At 57.0% G+C, this 16,822-nt stretch carries 14 protein-coding genes and 2 pseudogenes; 1 reads left to right on the plus strand and 15 read right to left on the minus strand.

Annotation, left to right across the window (positions count from 1 at the left end; genetic code table 11):
* Positions 1-2: 2 nt before the first annotated feature.
* The 3 genes and pseudogenes from thiL to nrdR form a co-directional block, all read right to left on the minus strand.
* Positions 3-994: pseudogene (gene thiL, locus AGA_RS09005) on the minus strand (thiamine-phosphate kinase).
* Positions 960-1,487: a transcription antitermination factor NusB gene (gene nusB, locus AGA_RS09010; RefSeq protein ID WP_059023927.1), complete on the minus strand. Its 528-nt coding sequence runs from the start codon at positions 1,485-1,487 to the stop codon at positions 960-962. Before nusB ends, thiL begins: the two are co-directional and overlap by 35 nt.
* Positions 1,488-1,549: 62 nt before the next feature.
* Positions 1,550-2,026 (minus strand): transcriptional regulator NrdR, encoded by a 477-nt coding sequence (gene nrdR / locus AGA_RS09015; protein WP_059024792.1) that lies wholly within the window; start codon positions 2,024-2,026, stop codon positions 1,550-1,552.
* Positions 2,027-2,158: 132 nt separating this feature from the next.
* Between nrdR and AGA_RS09020 the strand changes: the two genes are divergently transcribed.
* On the plus strand, positions 2,159-2,644 hold the full coding sequence (locus AGA_RS09020; protein ID WP_059023928.1) for a copper chaperone PCu(A)C: 486 nt from the start codon (positions 2,159-2,161) through the stop codon (positions 2,642-2,644).
* Between the two features lie 56 nt (positions 2,645-2,700).
* On the opposite strand, the gene glpK is transcribed toward AGA_RS09020, so the two are convergent.
* The 12 genes and pseudogenes from glpK to AGA_RS09080 form a co-directional block, all read right to left on the minus strand.
* Entirely contained in the window at positions 2,701-4,200 is a 1,500-nt protein-coding gene (gene glpK, locus AGA_RS09025) for a glycerol kinase GlpK (RefSeq protein WP_059023929.1), read from the minus strand.
* Positions 4,201-4,226: 26 nt separating this feature from the next.
* Complete coding sequence (locus AGA_RS09030; RefSeq protein WP_059023930.1) at positions 4,227-5,045, minus strand: MIP/aquaporin family protein; 819 nt, start codon at positions 5,043-5,045, stop codon at positions 4,227-4,229.
* Positions 5,046-5,095: 50 nt separating this feature from the next.
* Positions 5,096-6,630: pseudogene (gene glpD, locus AGA_RS09035) on the minus strand (glycerol-3-phosphate dehydrogenase).
* Between the two features lie 115 nt (positions 6,631-6,745).
* Positions 6,746-7,516 (minus strand): DeoR/GlpR family DNA-binding transcription regulator, encoded by a 771-nt coding sequence (locus AGA_RS09040; RefSeq protein WP_059023931.1) that lies wholly within the window; start codon positions 7,514-7,516, stop codon positions 6,746-6,748.
* A complete protein-coding gene (recQ, locus tag AGA_RS09045) occupies positions 7,513-9,420 on the minus strand; it encodes a DNA helicase RecQ (protein WP_083503607.1) in 1,908 nt (635 codons plus the stop codon). The genes AGA_RS09040 and recQ overlap by 4 nt, the downstream gene beginning before the upstream one ends.
* A 5-nt stretch (positions 9,421-9,425) precedes the next feature.
* Positions 9,426-9,803, minus strand: a complete 378-nt coding sequence (locus AGA_RS09050; RefSeq protein WP_059024794.1) for an OmpA family protein — start codon at positions 9,801-9,803, stop codon at positions 9,426-9,428.
* 85 nt (positions 9,804-9,888) lie between these two features.
* A complete protein-coding gene (gene cydC, locus AGA_RS09055; protein ID WP_083503608.1) occupies positions 9,889-11,622 on the minus strand; it encodes a thiol reductant ABC exporter subunit CydC in 1,734 nt (577 codons plus the stop codon).
* Position 11,623: 1 nt separating this feature from the next.
* The gene (gene cydD, locus AGA_RS09060) at positions 11,624-13,345 is read right to left on the minus strand and encodes a thiol reductant ABC exporter subunit CydD (protein WP_059023932.1); all 1,722 of its coding nucleotides are present in this window, start codon (positions 13,343-13,345) and stop codon (positions 11,624-11,626) included.
* Positions 13,346-13,439: 94 nt separating this feature from the next.
* Positions 13,440-15,119, minus strand: coding sequence for a sensor histidine kinase (locus AGA_RS09065; RefSeq protein WP_059024796.1), 1,680 nt, complete (start codon positions 15,117-15,119; stop codon positions 13,440-13,442).
* Positions 15,120-15,220: 101 nt separating this feature from the next.
* Positions 15,221-15,382 (minus strand): NepR family anti-sigma factor, encoded by a 162-nt coding sequence (locus AGA_RS14140; protein WP_231945768.1) that lies wholly within the window; start codon positions 15,380-15,382, stop codon positions 15,221-15,223.
* 116 nt (positions 15,383-15,498) lie between these two features.
* Positions 15,499-16,095 carry a sigma-70 family RNA polymerase sigma factor gene (locus tag AGA_RS09075; RefSeq protein WP_059023934.1) on the minus strand — a complete coding sequence of 199 codons (597 nt, stop codon included), beginning with the start codon at positions 16,093-16,095 and terminating at the stop codon, positions 15,499-15,501.
* A 118-nt stretch (positions 16,096-16,213) separates the two neighbouring features.
* Positions 16,214-16,630: a sigma-70 family RNA polymerase sigma factor gene (locus tag AGA_RS09080; protein ID WP_231946124.1), complete on the minus strand. Its 417-nt coding sequence runs from the start codon at positions 16,628-16,630 to the stop codon at positions 16,214-16,216.
* Positions 16,631-16,822: the final 192 nt, after the last annotated feature.

Raw genomic sequence — 16,822 nt, forward strand, 5'->3', positions numbered from 1 at the left:
CTCTATAGATGGCTCCAGCCATTTGCCTTGAAGTTCAGGCTGGCACCGTTCCTATCCACAACGGACACACCGACTGGACCAGCCTCAAAGCGCCCGATCCGCGTGACTGGTACATCTCCGTAGGGGGTTTCCAGCAGAGGGCGTGTCATCAGCTTTTGCTCATGCTCAGGCGGCACGGCCAACAGGATTTCATAATCATCCCCGCCAGTCAGGCAGGTTTCCAACCACCCACGGCCCTGTGCGCGTGCGGCATCTGAGAGTGGGACTAAATCAGCCTCGAGGCGCACATGCAATCCACTTCCCCGCGCCAGATGCCCTGCATCCTGCACCAGACCATCTGACACATCCAGCGCTGCTGATGCCAGACCATAAAGAGGCAGTCCCACGCGCGGCTGCGGCAGGCGATAGCGTTGCGCTAGATGCCCTGTAGGGTCCGTCAGTTTGCCTTGCAGCACCCGCAGGCCCAGTGCACCATCGCCTATGGTGCCACTGACCCAAAGCCCATCGCCTGCGCTGGCCCCCGTCCGTCTGATAGCCTGCCCCGGAGACACAGACCCCACTATTGTCAACGACAGTACAAGTGGCCCGGCCGTGGAAGTCGTATCCCCCCCATCAGACTCAATCCAAATCGGGCCTGGTCCTGCGCAAGCCCTTGGCAGAATTGTTCCACCCAGTCTTCCGTAATGTGGGAAGGACGCGCAAAAGCTAAAAGCCAGCCTTCCGGCTTGCTCCCCATTGCGGCAAGATCGGACAGGTTACAGCGTAAGAGCTTACGCCCGATTGTATCTGGCGGGTCGGACGGTAGAAAATGAACATTCTCCACCATCGCATCAACCGCCATAACCATCTCCTGCCCCTGTGCGGGCAGAAAAACAGCAGCATCATCTTGCAAATTCAGAGCGGCAGGACCTGCAAGAGCAGAAAAATGCCGCCTTATAAAGGCAAACTCCTGCGGCAGATCAGTTTTCGGTTGGGGAGGCTGTGGTGCTGTCATGATCCTCGACCGGCGTCGGGTTTTTGAAAAGCGTATCAAGCACACCATTCACAAGACGCGGCTCATCCCCAAAGAAGAAACCGTGCGCCACATCCATATATTCATTGATCAGCACAGCCGCTGGAACTTCCGCATGACGGAATTCGGCTATAGCTGCCAGAAAGAGTGCACGCAAAACCGGGTCCAACCGCTCAATCGGCCATGTGGAAGGCAGGGTGCTGACAATATCCTGCTCAATGGCAGTCCGGTTGGACACCGCACCTTTGACAATAGAGGTAAACAGCCCCACATCCGCCTCGGGAACCCGGCCATCCTCGTAGGATTCACCGCTCAGGGTTGTTCCAAAACGATGCACCAGAAACTGCTCGATGACGGAATCCGGACGGTCACCATTCTGTTCAATCTGAAATAGCGCCTGCACGGCGGCAACACGCGCTGCTGTGCGTGGGCGCTGCGCGGCTTTCAGCTTGGGTTGGTCCTGTAATCCTGTCATCCGTCTCTCCTGCTCCACGCTAATGCGGAGCCGCGTTTTGTGGCGTTTTTACACATAAAGGTCTAGTCTTTTTGTTCGTCCGGCTTGGTTTTGCTTTCCATCAGGGTCAGGATTTCAGAAAAATCCCGCGCTTCCGTGAAGTCACGGTACACGCTGGCAAAACGGACGTAGCCCACGCCATCCACTTCCTTCAGCGCATCCATTGCTAACTCCCCAATCCGGGAGGAAGCGACCTCCGTATCCCCAGAAGCCTCAAGCTGACGCACGACACCGGTTACGATCTGCTCCATCTGCTCATCCGACACGGGGCGTTTGCGTAGTGCGATACGAATGGAACGGGAAATTTTGTCCCGGTCGAACGGCGCGCGCCGCCCATCCTGCTTAACAACCACCAGTTCGCGTAGTTGCACGCGCTCCACAGTGGTAAAGCGCTGCCCGCAAGACAGGCACGCCCTACGCCGCCGGATGGCCGACCCTTCCTCATTAGGTCGACTATCCTTGACCTGACTATCCGGGTTCCCGCAAAAAGGGCAACGCATGATGGTACAACCTTCCCTCAGGCGCGTTTCCGACGGCGTTGTGCTGTTCAAAGAACGCTAGGTAACAATCAGATATTTCTTTTAACCGGGTTCGTCCATACTGCATCATGCCCAAAGGCCTACGGAGTAACCATGAAAACCTGCTACCAAGCCATGCTGGCCAGTATGGTCATGATCAGCCTGACTGCCGCACCCCACGCACATGCCGCGGACCAGCAGCCCATTCCCGGTCAGGCCGATGCCCAGAAAGATATCGCCATTTCCGATATCTCCCTTCACCTCCCTGCCAAGGCGGGAGCAGAACAGCCAGAACTTTATTTTACATTGACCAATAACGGCCATACAACCCACCTCCTGACGGGGGTTGTCTCATCCGCCTGCGGCAGACTGATTGGTTACCATACTGATCAGGAGAACACCCCTGGCACACGACACCTTTTCCAGCATATGGCTCTGCCAGAAACCACAACTTTGGTGTTTGCCAGCGCTGGGTACCATATGCTGTGCGTGGCCCCTGTTGCGCAGGCCATGACCCAACCCAACGTGCAGGTTACATTCCAGTTTCTGGGTGGGTCCAGCAAAACTGTTTCTGCCCCAGTAACATCCGCCCCCCAATAACGGAAGCGCGTCAAAAGAACCAGAGAGACCCCCGGTTTCTTTTGACGCGGCAGCTTTTAGCCCCCTGTATACGTGCTGAGAGTCCGCTTAACAGCCTGATGCCAACCCGCAATCATGGTGCGCCGCTGTGTGCTGTCCATTTTGGGTTCAAACAAAGAGCCGCGCGCCCATTCTGCCGCCACGGTTGTTTCGTTCTCCCACACACCGGTTGCAATGCCAGCAAGGAACCCGGCACCCAGAGCCGTTGTTTCCACGTTGCGAGGCCGTTCGACCTTGGCCTGCAACATGTCGGCGAGGAACTGGCAATACCAGTCATTGGCCGACATGCCTCCATCCACACGGATGCTCTCGGTCGTGCCACCACCGTCCTGCACCATGGCGCTCACCAGATCCAGCGTCTGATAGGCCACGGATTCAAGTGCGGCACGGGCGATATGAGCCGCTGTTGCATCTAGTGTCAGGCCACAGATCAAACCGCGCGCATCCGGGTCCCAATGCGGTGCGCCAAGGCCGACAAACCCCGGCACCATATAGACACCGTGGCTATGGGGCACGCGGGTCGCCATGTCATCCGTCTGGGAGGCATGGGTAATCAGGTGCAGGCCGTCACGCAGCCATTTAATAGCGGCACCTGCCACAAAAATAGACCCTTCGAGCGCATAGGTCGGCTTACCATTCAGGCGGTAGGCAACGGTGGTCAACATGCGATTACGGGATTCCACGGGTTTATCGCCAGTGTTCAGCAGCAAAAAGCAGCCCGTGCCGTATGTAGCCTTAGCCATACCGGGAGAAAAACAGGCCTGCCCCACCACAGCAGCCTGCTGATCGCCCGCAATGCCTGCAATCGGAATAGGCCGCCCAAACAGAGCTGGGTCTGTCTCGCCATACAGAGCGCTGCTATCCCGAACTTCGGGCAGAAGTGCCGCAGGAACACGGAACAGGGCCAGCAGGTCCTGATCCCACTGTTGGCGATGAATATCAAACAGCATGGTGCGTGAGGCATTGGTGGCATCGGTTGCATGAACCTTGCCCCCTGTCAGACGCCACAGAAGAAACGAATCAATGGTCCCGAAGGCCAGTTCGCCTTTTTCGGCACGGGCACGGGCGCCTTCCACATTGTCCAGAAGCCACGCCAGCTTTGTAGCAGAAAAATAAGGGTCCAGCAGCAGCCCCGTGCGCGCACGCACCAAAGCTTCCGCCCCCTCATCCCGCAGTTGCTGGCACACACTGGCCGTCCGGCGGTCCTGCCAGACAATAGCCCGATGAATAGGCTTGCCGGTGCTACGCTCCCACACAACTATGGTCTCGCGCTGGTTGGTAATCCCAATCCCTGCAACGCGGTCCTTGGCACCACTCTGCTCCAGCGCTGCCTTGGCTGTGTTCAGCACATCATTCCAGATATCTTCCGGGCAATGTTCCACCCATCCGGCATTGGGATAATGCTGAGGGAACTCCTGCCGCGCCGCAGCCAGTTCGTTGGCGTCCCGGTCAAAAACAATGCTGCGGGTTGAGGTTGTTCCCTGATCAATCGCCAGAACACAATCTTTTTTGGTCATGTGGGAGTCCCTTCTATTCTGAGCAGTCAGTCTGCCGCAGGAGTGGATTGACGGCCCAGAGCGGGCATGAACGGACGCAGCAGCGTCTGATAAATTGTGGCACCAATTACCCCACCTGCCAGCGGACCGACAACAGGCACCCACCAATAATTCTGAGGAGAAGGAAGAGCTGCCTGCCCCCACCCTGCAACATAGCAGAACAGGCGCGGTCCAAAATCACGCGCGGGGTTAATGGCCCACCCTTCCAGATAGCCCGAAGATGCGCCAATAATGGCAACAAGCAGCCCAATAATCAGCGCACCGGAATTTGCTTGCGGTGCTGCCGTATTGTACTGGCAGGTCACCGCAAAAATACCGAGGACCAGAAAAGCTGTCAGGATTGTTTCATTCAGCAGCGCATGCAGGGGCGTTACAAACTCACCCGGATGGGTGAAGAACACACCCGCGGCGGCACCATCATGCACAAAATCCAGATGATGAGCCTGCGCATAATGGGCGATAACCGAACCATACAGGGCATAAACCAGACAAGCCCCCAAAAAGCCGCCACAAACCTGCGCCCCCCAGTAAGGCAACACCTTGCGCCATGAAAAACCGCGATAACATGCTAATGCCAACGTAACTGCCGGATTGGCATGTGTGCCTGAAACAGCCCCGGTCACATAAATGGCCAGCGTAACGCCCAGTCCCCACGTAATAGCCACCCCCCAGTACGACAACTGGTAGGGGCTGGGGTCATACAGGGTGTACATGGCTGCCACTGAATCACCCACCAGAATGATAATCAGAACAGCCAGACACTCTGCTATTAACTCGCCCCACAGTGGGTTCTTAACCTTATCCATATCATCTTTCCTCTTTTTATTTTTTTGTTCGGAAAGCGGTATTTTACAGATCAGACAGCTTTCTTCTGGATATAACTTTCAACGCGGCCCTTGTCCGCATCATTCAGATGCAGCCCAAGCTTGCTACGCCGCCAGAGCACATCTTCCGCCGTACGTGCCCACTCCCGGTCCATCAGATAATCTACTTCACGGACGGTCAGATCTCCGCCCAGCAGTTCTCCCATATCCTCCATGGCACTGGCTTCGCCAATGATTTCGTAAGTCCGGCTGCCATAATTGCGCATCAGGCGCCATGCCAGCCCAGCGGGCAACCAAGGCGCAACGCGGCGCAGGCGGGCAAGAGCACCGTCAAAGCCACCTTCCCCAATATCGCCACCGGGCAGAACCTCCGTGGCCGTCCAGCTCTGGCCACCCACCGCAGGCAATACCGGCGCCAGTTTTTCCAGCGCATGTTCCGCCAGCTTGCGGTAGGTCGTAATTTTACCACCAAAAATGGACAGCAGCGGCGCACCATCCTGCGTATCCAGATCCAGCACATAGTCCCGCGTGACGGCGGACGCATTGGCCGATGCATCGTCATACAACGGACGCAACCCGGCGTAGCTCCATACCACGTCGCTTTCCTTCACCTGAACGTTCAGGTAGCGATTGACGCTTTCACACAGGTAAGTGATCTCGTCGTCAGCAATACCAACCTTGCCCGGCTCTTCTTTCCACGGGATATCCGTGGTGCCGATCAGGGTGAACTTCTGCTCATACGGAATGGCAAAAACAATCCGTTTATCAGGGTTCTGGAAGATGTACGCCTGCGGGCCTTCATACACCCGCGGCACAACAATATGGCTGCCTTTGACCAGACGCACCGACTTGGAATTGGGGATTTTAAGCGTATCAGCCAGCAAGCGCGCCACCCACGGTCCTGCGGCATTGACCATAGCCTTGGCCCGCACCGTTTCAGTCGCGCCGGTAGTCCGATTTTCCAGAGTAGCTTCCCAAAGCCCGTTCACACGCTTTGCCGCGATCAGACGTGTATGAACACGCACATCCGCACCACGTTCGGCTGCGTCCATGGCGTTCAGCACAACAAGGCGGCTGTCCTGCACCCAGCCATCGGAATAAATGAAGCCTTTGGTGTATTCTGGCTTAAGGGCACGCCCTGATGAGTGCTTACGAAAATCCACACCAATGGATTTAGGCAGCGTCATGTTCGATGCCAGATGGTCGTAAAGGAACAACCCGGCCTTAAGCATCCATGCCGGGCGCACCAGCTTGGAGTGTGGCAGCACAAAACGCAGAGGCCACATGATGTGGGGCGCCATGGTCAACAGCCGCTCACGCTCCATCAGAGCTTCACGCACCAGACGGAACTCATAATATTCCAGATAACGCAGACCGCCATGAATCAGCTTTGTGCTGGAGGACGACGTATAGCTTGCCAGATCATCCTGCTCCACCAGCAGAACTGAGGCGCCGCGGCCACTGGCATCACGCGCAATGCCGGTGCCATTAACGCCCCCCCTACAATAAGAAGGTCATGAATACGCTCGGATGTTGCTGGTGCTGACATGGTTTTTATCGGTTCCATCTATACGAAGGCTACGCCCATTTTATTCGAATTCGAAAACGGAACGCAAGAACTATGCTGAACGTCCCCCATATGAGAGATTTTTTGGACAGATTTCTTTCTTTTACGAAAAAGCCTAACTGCTGGTGACATGAAGTTGCACGCCGTGTTCACGCAGAATATTCCGAATACCCGGCGGAGGCATCTGGTCCGTAAAAAACGCATTAACCTGCGAAATATGGCCAACCCGTGCCATGGGTCTGCGTAAGAATTTGGTGTGGTCCGCCAGCAGGAAGACCGTTCTGGCGTTACGCATAATAGCCTGCGCCGCGTTAATCTCATCCGCGTCAAAGTCCAGCAGCGTGCCATCCGCATCTATGCCGGAAATTCCGATAACGCCAAAATCGGCCCGATACTGTTCAATCATAGCTGCGGCGGCTGGACCAACAATTCCCCCGTCACGCAAGCGCACGCTTCCGCCCGTAATGATGAGACTGCATTCCGGTGCTGGAGCCAGCAGAGTTGCGACGTGAATATTGTTCGTAATCACCCGTAAGGTTCGGTGTGTGCGCAAGGACCGGGCAAAAGCTTCGGTTGTGGTGCCTATGTTAACAAACAGGGATGCGCCATCTGGGATGGCCTTTGCCGCCTCCCGCCCTATGGCTTCCTTTGCATGTAAATTGAGGATCTGACGGTCTGAATAGGCAATGTTTTCAGCGGGGGAGAGGGTACTCGCGCCTCCGTGGTGGCGCGCAAGCAGCCCCTGCCCCGCCATAATATTGACGTCCCGCCGAACAGTCTGGACGGTTACGCCCAGTTCTCTGGCCAGCTCCTCGCTGGCGACATACCCTTGTTGGTTAACCAACCGAAGAATATGCCTGCGTCGTTTTTCCAGAGCATTACTCATGTGGCTTCGGCTTCAATAACGGCCAGTACGGCCTCTCCATACCGCTCCAGTTTGGACCGCCCAACCCCTTTGATGTCTCCCAAAGTATCCAGATCATCCGGTTTTTCGAGTGCAATATCCTTCAGAACCGAATCATGGAAAATCACATAAGGCGGTATTTCCTGCTCTTTTGCTTCCTCCCGCCGCCATTTGCGCAAAGCTTCAAACAGCGGCACCCGGTCTTCTGGCAGATCAAGCGCAACAGACTGCCGCTCGCCCCGTGTGGACCCTATATTGCCGCCATTCTCTACCACCGGATCAGCCCGCAAAGGCACAGTCTGCTCACCCCGCAGAATGGGGCGTGCAATATCTGGGTTCAGCCGCAGCCCACCATATTGACCTTCTATGCGCAATGCACCGCGCGCGATAAGCTGGCGCACCACACCGCGCCAGAACTGCTCGCTCCTGTCCTGCCCAATTCCCCAGACCGAAAGCTGATCGTGCCCATTGCGGCTTACGCCATCCGTCCTTTTGGCACGCAAAACGGCAATGACATGCAAAGCACCAAAACTCTCCCCCGTACGATATACGGCCGACAGGAGTTTGCGGGCGGCCTCCGTGCCATCAAACGTCAGCACCGGGTGGCGGCAATTATCGCAATGCCCACAGGGCTGGTCCAGTTCTTCTCCAAAACAATGGAGCAGGGCCTGCGTGCGGCAACCCGTTGTTTCCGTAAACGCAATCATCGCCTCCAGGCGGTTGCGCATGATGCGTTTTTCGTGGTCTGGAGCCGAGGATTGGTCCAGCCAGTAACGCGCTCGCGCTATATCTTCCCCGCCATAGAGCAGCACCGTGTCGGACGGCAGACCATCACGCCCGGCTCGACCAATTTGCTGGTAATAAGCCTCGGGTGATGATGGCATATCCAGATGCACAACAGCCCGCACATCTGGCCGGTCTATACCCATGCCAAAGGCAACCGTGGCCACAATAACCAGCGGCTCCCCTGAACGGAAACGAAGCAAAGCGGCACGCTTTTCAACAGGAGACAACCCGGCATGATACGCCAAGGCGGACCATCCCCGCTCTCTAAGCGAGGCCGCGATCCGCTCCGTTCTGGCTCGGCTACCGCAATACACGATTGCCGCATCCTCACGGTACCGCTCCAACGCAGCCAGCAACTGCTTCAATTCCGACCCTTTGGGCTGGACGGCAATATTCAGATTGGGCCGATGAAAGCTAGAAACCAGAACATGCGCGTGAGGCATATCCAGCGCAGTCAGAATATCATCACGCGTACGCTCATCCGCCGTGGCGGTCAGCGCTAGACGCGGCACATTGGGAAAGTGCCGCGGAAGAGCCGTCAGTGCACGGTATTCTGGCCGGAATTCATGCCCCCAAGCAGAAATGCAATGCGCTTCGTCAATGGCAATAATAGATAGGGGGATACGTGTTAGCCGATCCAGCGTCCCGGAAGATAAAAGCCGCTCGGGCGAAATGTACAGCAAATCCACGCGACCATTTGCCAGATCGGACCTGATCTGCGCTGATTCGTTTTCATCCAGTTCGGAATGTAGGGCTGCGGCATTGACCCCAAGTTGCCGAAGCCCCGCCACCTGATCGTCCATTAAGGCAATAAGGGGCGAAATTACCAACCCCATACCGGGGCGGCATAAGGCAGGGATCTGGTAGCAGACACTTTTGCCCCCGCCCGTAGGCATAAGGACTAGAGCGTCCTGCCCCTGCATGGCGCAGTCAACCGCCTGCGCCTGAAGGCTTCTAAACCCCGGAAACCCGAAAACAGCCTGCAAAACCTCCTGCACCGACCGGTTGCAGAACCGATCCCGCGGCGGACCTCCCTCCGTATAAGCCGCAGGCGGTTCATACGGAGGAATTTCAGCGAATGCAGGCTCTCTTTCGTCCATGGCGATCAGGGGCTTGTCAGTTCGATCTCTACACGACGGGCCCCGACAACCATGCCTTCCATGTTGGAAGGAGCACGGGGTGTTTGCACAATGCGGTTACTCGGAACGCCATCTTCCTGCAACTTGGCGGTAACGGCTTTGGCACGCTGAATGGCGACCCACGCATCGGCAGAAAGGTCTTTGCCAGCCCCTGCATAACCTTCAACCCGCACCACGCGGGAAGGATGCTTGTCCGCTTCCTGCGCAACCTGCGCGACTACGTCCTGCCCGGCCTGATCAAGTTCAGCCGACTGATTTGAAAAGAAGACAATATATTTACGAGGAGCTTGCGTTGCACAGGCGGCCAGAAGACTCAGGCAGGCAACAGAAAAAAGGCGGCGCATAATGATCATTCCTGAATTACCAAAACAATACCACCTTATCTGGTGCCCCGCCCACGTGTTGGCGTCAACCGCGTTTGCAGCAGCCCTAAGCCGCAGCGGCTTTTGCCAACCCGTCAGACAGACGCCAGATACGGTCAAGCTTTTCCACACCCGTAAGGCGATGGGCAATCAGAATAACCGTGCGCCCTTCGGTGACGGTGTTCAACGTCCGAAGGAAATCCTGCTCTGTCTGGGCATCAAGCCCCGTCGCTGGTTCATCCAGAATAAGGATGGGGGCCGGAGCAAGTAGTGTACGGGCTAGAGCAACACGCCGCCCCTGCCCACCAGACAGGCGAATGCCGCCTTCACCCACCCACGTATCCAACCCTTCTGGCAAGTTACGCACCACATCGGAAATAGCGGCCTGATCAAGCGCTTTCCACAAGTCATCTTCGGATGCGTCTGGCCGACCGAGCAGCAGGTTTGCACGAATAGTATCATCAAACAGATGCGTTGCCTGCGAAAGCCACGCCATCTTGCTCCGCACGGAGTCTGGACGGATGGTCGTTATATCTTCCCCACCCAGAAAAATTTGGCCGTCCTGAGGTGTAGCTGCACGGAGCAGGAGGGCAGCAAGGCTGGACTTACCTGCACCCGATGGCCCCAGAATGGCCACCCGGCTACCCGCTGGGATTTCAAGCGACAGCCCTTTGAGAACCCAAGGACGATCCTCCGCCCAGCGAAAACGCACATTATCCAGCCGAATGTCCGTACTGGCCGGCGCATCCTTCTGCGCAGCCTGTTGCCCTACGGCGGCTGGCTGCACGGCCATTTCCACCACCCGGCGGGCAGATGCGCCCATAATACCGGCCTGCAACCCGGCGCGCGTCAAAGACACCGCGCTTTCAAATGCCGCGACTGTCAGGAACAGAACGCTCACACCTTCCAGCCCATGCAGCTTGGGCAACATAATGCCGCCAATGGCCAACAGCACCAAAAAGACAGCGATCTGCCCGAACAGGAAGGCCAGCGCGTTCGCAAAGGCCGCACGGCGGGCCAGCGCCATCTGTCCTTGCAGCAGCGCCGCATCCGCCGCCTGAACGCGCGCAAGCATACGCCCTTCCGCACCAAAAGCCCGGATTTCACGCAAGCCACCAACCAGATCCAGCACGGAAATCCGTAAATGCGCCAGCAGATGGGCGGCCTGATCCGCGGCTTTCTGACCAGAGCGTGCGATCAACCACGGAACGAGGAAAGATGCACAGGCAAACAATGCACCCACGCACAAACCAAGAATAAGGCTCTGACGCCCGACAATAACCAACAGGGCCGGAAAGGTCAGGCACGCACAAACCAATGGCACAACAATGCGCAGGTAAAGCCCGTCCAGCGTGCCAATATCCGATACCAGACGGGACAACATGTCCCCCGCACGGCGAAAGCCAAGACCCGCTGCGGCACCACGCGCCAGAGAATGGAAGAACCATACCCGCAGATCCGCCAATGCGCGGAACATGGCATCATGCGCAAAAAGGCGTTCAGCGTAGCGGAGTAAAACGCGCCCTGCACCGACCCAACGCAACAAGGCAGTTGTCACGACCAGTTCGCCCAGCACGCACCCAGCCAGACGCAGACCCGACACCTGCATAAGCGCAAGCCCGCAAGCGAGTGCAGCCAATGCCAACAACATACCGACAACAAGCCTGACACCCTGCCTGCGCCAGAGGCGGAATATGACGCCAATAGCCTGCCAGTCCGTGTATCGGGATGACGTGGACGCGACCGGCGCAGCAGTCTGCACATGCGCCTGGTCAGCGACGGTCTGATTTTGCGTTGTCATGTTATGCAGCCCCCTGCCGACTTACGACACGCCCATTTTGAAGGTCGACCCGCCGCCCCTTGAACATATGCGCAGCAGCGGAATGCGTGGCGAGAATAACCGTCCGCCCCACAGCAAGGCGTTGCAGGCTCTCAAACACGCTTTTTTCAGTCGCAGGGTCCAGATGTGCCGTGGGTTCGTCCAACAGCAAGACTGGCGCATTTTTCAGATAAGCCCGTGCAATAGCAATACGTTGCGCCTGCCCTCCAGAAAGACCGAACCCGCCTTCCCCAATTTGCGTATCCAGCCCATCGGGCAAAGAAGGCAGAAACTCGTCCACTGCGGCAGAACGCAGAGCATTGGCCAGTTCCCGCTCATCGGCATCCGGTTTGGCAAAGAGGATATTATCCCGCAATGACCCAGCGAACAGAACAGGTTTTTGTCCAATCCATGAAACCACACGGGACAGGGCATCTGGCACTATGGTCTGCAAAGGGGCCCCATTAAAGAGTACACGGCCGCTCTGCGGGGTAATAAAGCCCAACAACAGTTCCATAATGGTGGACTTACCAGCACCAGACGCACCGGCGAGGACCAGAGTTTCTCCCGCGGGGACGGTAAAGCTCACATGCTCCAGCGCGGGACCGCGAGCCGGGTCCCACGTAAAACTGACATCATCAAACGCCACTCTTACGCCATTGGCGTTGACTGTTCTGGCCCCTTCCAGCACCGGGCGCTCCGCCACTTCGGGGAGGTCCAGAATAGCCGTAGCAGCCCCTTGAGCATGTGCCCTGTCCTGATATGCCAGCGCCAGACCACGCAATGGCGCAAAAAATTCAGGCACCGCCAAAAGGGCAAATAGACTGGCGATCACAACATGCAACAATGCCGGAGAAGGACCACTGGCCTGCATTGCCAAAGCCTGTCGGCCATCCAGCACTGCAAGCAGAATAAACGCGACAACCATGGCGCAGTCGATTGACGCGGAAGACAGAAATGCCACCCGCAGCACCTTCATGGTACGAACACGCAGTTCTTCTGCGGCGTCCCCCAGACGACGGGTCTCATCGTCCGTGCGACCAGCCAGAACGATCGTGGCAATCCCTTTGATGCGGTCAAGAAAGCGAGCCTGAAGCCGCGTCATGGCGAGGAACTGATTGCGCGAGGCCACTGCGGCCCCAATACCGAAAAGGGCCTGCCCAAAGGGCACAGCCGCACCGCACGCACCCAGAATAAGAGCGGCACGGGGCTGAACAATCCCTACAGGCACCAGAATGAGCAGAGGACCAGCAATCCACAATACGGAAGCAGGCACCCAGCGCCCAAAAAACCCATCCAGTGCCTCTATCCGGTCCACCACAATAGAGGCAAGCACGCCGCTATGTGTACGCCGAAGCAACGCAGGGCCGCCAGTCAGGATAGAAGCCAGAACTTCTCCGCGCAGACGCCGTCGGGCCATAATGCCAGCCTGCGCAGCGGCCATATCGGCCTTGATCATGCACAGGGCGCGTAGAATGGCCAAAGCCGGGAAGAGCAGAAAAGGCCATGCGGGAAAAGCCGCCCCCTGCACATCTCCCTGCCAAGCCACAAGGGCATGGCCCAGAACAACAGCTACACACCAGGCCTGCCCGATACCAGCAAGACTGGAGAGCAGCCCGGACCCAACCACTGATCGCGCTGCCTGACGACCAAGACGCGACTGGAGGCGCGTCCAGTTACGAATTGCTGCTTTCTCGTTCCTCATGACAGACAGCGTTTATACTGCTCTGCCAAGGACGCAACAGTTTAGATCGCCATTCCCCGCTGCATGGAAGACATGCCAGCATCCAGCAACCGCCCTAGTTTTGGTGGTTTTCAGCTTTATCCAGATGGATGAGCAGCGTAAACAGCACGCCATCTTTGCCGCTATAACTCAAAGATGCCTTTAGCTGTCTGGCAAAACCGTGAATAAGCTTGAGCCCGATCCCCTGCGTTCCAGATGGTGGGTCAAACGAACAGCCAACTCCATTGTCACCCACGTTCAATGTGACCAGATTGCCTTTTTTTGTCAGACAAACCCGAATGACCCCTTCCCGCCCATCGGGAAAGGCATATTTAATGGAGTTTGTAACCACCTCGGTCACGATCAGCGCGAGTGGCACGGCCTGATCCGGGTCCATCCAAAAACTGTCTGACTCCACATCTAGGCGAATACGACCTGCGTCCGCCTCCCCCGCGACATGGAAAGTCTGCTCACACAGGTCCTTAAGAAACACAGCCATATTCAGGCTGGTCAGTGAATCTTCCGCATAGAGTGTACGATGCAGAGTAGCCAACGCGCGGACTCGGTCACGCGCCAGAGCAAACTCAGCCCTGACTTCCGGGTGTGCAATCTGGTTGGCCTGAAGGTTAAGCAAAGACGCCACAATCTGCAGGTTGTTTTTTACCCTGTGATGGATTTCCTTCATCAGGAGCTCCTGATGCGCCATGGCCTTCTTCAACCGCGCTTCATGGCGTGAGAGGCGTTGCGTCGCCCGCGTGAATGCCTGTCCGAGCCGCTGAAGCTCAAGCGGCATGGAGCGCGTAACGCGACCGTCAAACACGCCTTCCGTTTGCCATTTCCGCACCGAATACGTCAGCCGCCGCAAGGGCCATACCAGCACGATGTTGGCAGCAAGAGTAACCCCCACCAATCCGGCCGCAAGCAGGAACAAAAGGGCGGCAATCTGGAAAACCATGGCCCGCAGGGCGTCTGCCTCTATGGGGGTCCGCTGTGTGGAAACAAAAATATCTGCCCCACCGGCAATACCACCCAGCGCGTATCCTCCCTGCATGGAAGGAAAGGACACAACTGAACGATCACTTTTTTCCAGCTTTTCCTTCAGGCTGAGCACCAGATCCGATGGTGGTGGCTCCCAGTCGCAATTTGTACAGACGGGGAAAAGCTCCCCATCATGCATCAACAGCCACGCCTGAACGGGGTTTGAATCGTCTGAGAAGACCTCCCAGCCAGATGCGCCACCCAAATAGGCCCGCGTCCGCGATATTTGTAGAATACCGACCAAAAACCCATGCGCCTCCGGCTCTGCCAGAAACGCCGCAGGGACCGTAATGCGCAAAAAAGCCCCGTTATCCTCGGCGCCGCCGCTTTTCTGCACGGCCTCCATAACCGTCGCGTTAATGCGTGCCGGTGGCGTCAGGGTGCCTACTTCCGCGCAGGAACGCCCTGATGGAGAAACAGAATCGAGTTTTTCCCCTTTTTCATTCAGAACAGCCAAAAAGCAGTACCGCTGCCCACTAATGGTTTCGGCCAGCCTGAGCGCATGGACGATCTGATCATTGGTCAGATCCATGTTGCCTATTGTTTCCAGCGCACTCCGCAAGCGGTCCGTATCATGCCGGAACTGCTGGTCCAGCCGCAGAATGGCGGCCACCGCACGCTGGGCGCTGCCGACCTTGACTTCCTGATAATTACGCAGCGCCAAAACCGCGCCAATAGCGAGTACCGGAATGCCGGAAAGGCAGATGAGCACCCGCATGCGCGCACTGGTGGTGATAAACACGCGACCAAGCCCGAACATGAGCGAGGCCCCCATGCGCCGAGCCGTCCGCCCCAGCCATGAAAAAACAGACAAACGGCTCAGTCCTGCTTGCTCCGATCTTCCTCAATCAGCTTCAACAGCTCCTCAGGCACCGGTTCATTCACTACATCATCAAAAAGCTGATGCAGGCCACGCTTCAGCCAGACATCAAAAGCCTGGTCCCGAGACTGCCTGCCTTTGCGGGGGGGAGCGCCGTCCATACTCTTTCCCATTCCGAACTGATGGTCCTGCCGTTGGTTGCCTGACGCCGCCACATGCGGGACAGGCAATTCATCCCCGTCATACCTGCATCTTGCAAGCTCAGCATGCGCCATGTTCAGACTGCTGCGATACTCATATGAGAGGAACCCGACCGTGCCCCAGTTGCCGCTCTGGTTGCCTTTGCGTGCATGCGTTCGCTCTTTTTCCGCCCACCCGCATCGGACACGGTTTCTTCCCCTGTTAACCAGACTTCCAGCTGACGCCGGGCGCGGAAAACGCGACTCTTGGCCGTGCCGACCGCGCAGCCTGACATTTCTGCCAGTTCCTGATAGCTCATTCCTTCAATAACCCCCAGCACCAAAGCCTCCCGCTGGTCGTCTGGCAGACGTGCAAGCGCTGCATCCAACTCCATAAGGGAGAGCCTGTCATCATGCCGGGCAGCAACGGCCAGCGTGGACTGGGGCGCGTCATCAATATCCGTCGTTTCGCGCTTTTTGCGCAGGTCGGAAATAAAGCGGTTGCGCAGGATACGGTGCATCCACGCCCCAAAATTTGTTCCCTGAATAAAACTGTCCTGAGCGGCAAGGGCATTGCAAACGGCATCCTGCACCAGATCTTCCGCTGCAGTACGATTGCGGGTTAGGGCCAGCGCCTGCACACGCAGCTTAGGCAGAATGGCAATAACCTGATCGTGGAATAAGGAGGCTGTCATTTTTTTTACTCCGCTCTTCTTCCGTTTAACAGAGCAATGAACAACACCCCGAGAAGGTTACATGCTGGCTCTCTTTTTATAATCACGAAAACGAGAGCACCACCTCATCCTTCTTCCGCTAGTCCCCTTTCCTACCCTGTTTTTGCGTAAGCTTGTGCAGCATGGTTCTGGCGCGGGAGACGCGGGCTTTGATTGTGCCAACATCCACCTCGCAGATTTCCGCCGCCTCCACATAAGTCATACCGTGCGCGCCAATCAGCACTAGCGCCTCACGCAGAAGAGGCGTGAGTTGCCAAAGCAGAGCCTCCAGTTCCTGCACCTCCTGCCGTCCGTCCGCAGAAGAAGAGACACGCTGGGAAGGCTGCTGCCCATAATGCTCCAGCACTTCCTTTTCCTTTTTGCCACGCCGCCTCTGCTCCAAAAAAATATTGCGCAGAATGGTAAAGCACCACGCCTTCAGGCTCGTTCCCGGCTCAAACTGGGTCATACGGTCCAACGCCCGCAGGACAGTCTCCTGCACCAGATCATCCGCCATGGATGGGTCACGCGCCAAAAAGCGGGCAAAGCCACGCAAGGACGGCAAAAGCGCCAGCAATTCCGTCCTGAAAGTCAGACGCACGTCACCATGATCGGGATTTGGTGTGTTAATCAGGATTCATCCCCTTTCGGCAAACGCCGCTCCGTGGCATCATTGCCTTTACCGTATGTTTTTATCATGACCTAATCA

The organism is Acetobacter ghanensis (genome assembly GCF_001499675.1).
GTDB lineage: Bacteria > Pseudomonadota > Alphaproteobacteria > Acetobacterales > Acetobacteraceae > Acetobacter > Acetobacter ghanensis.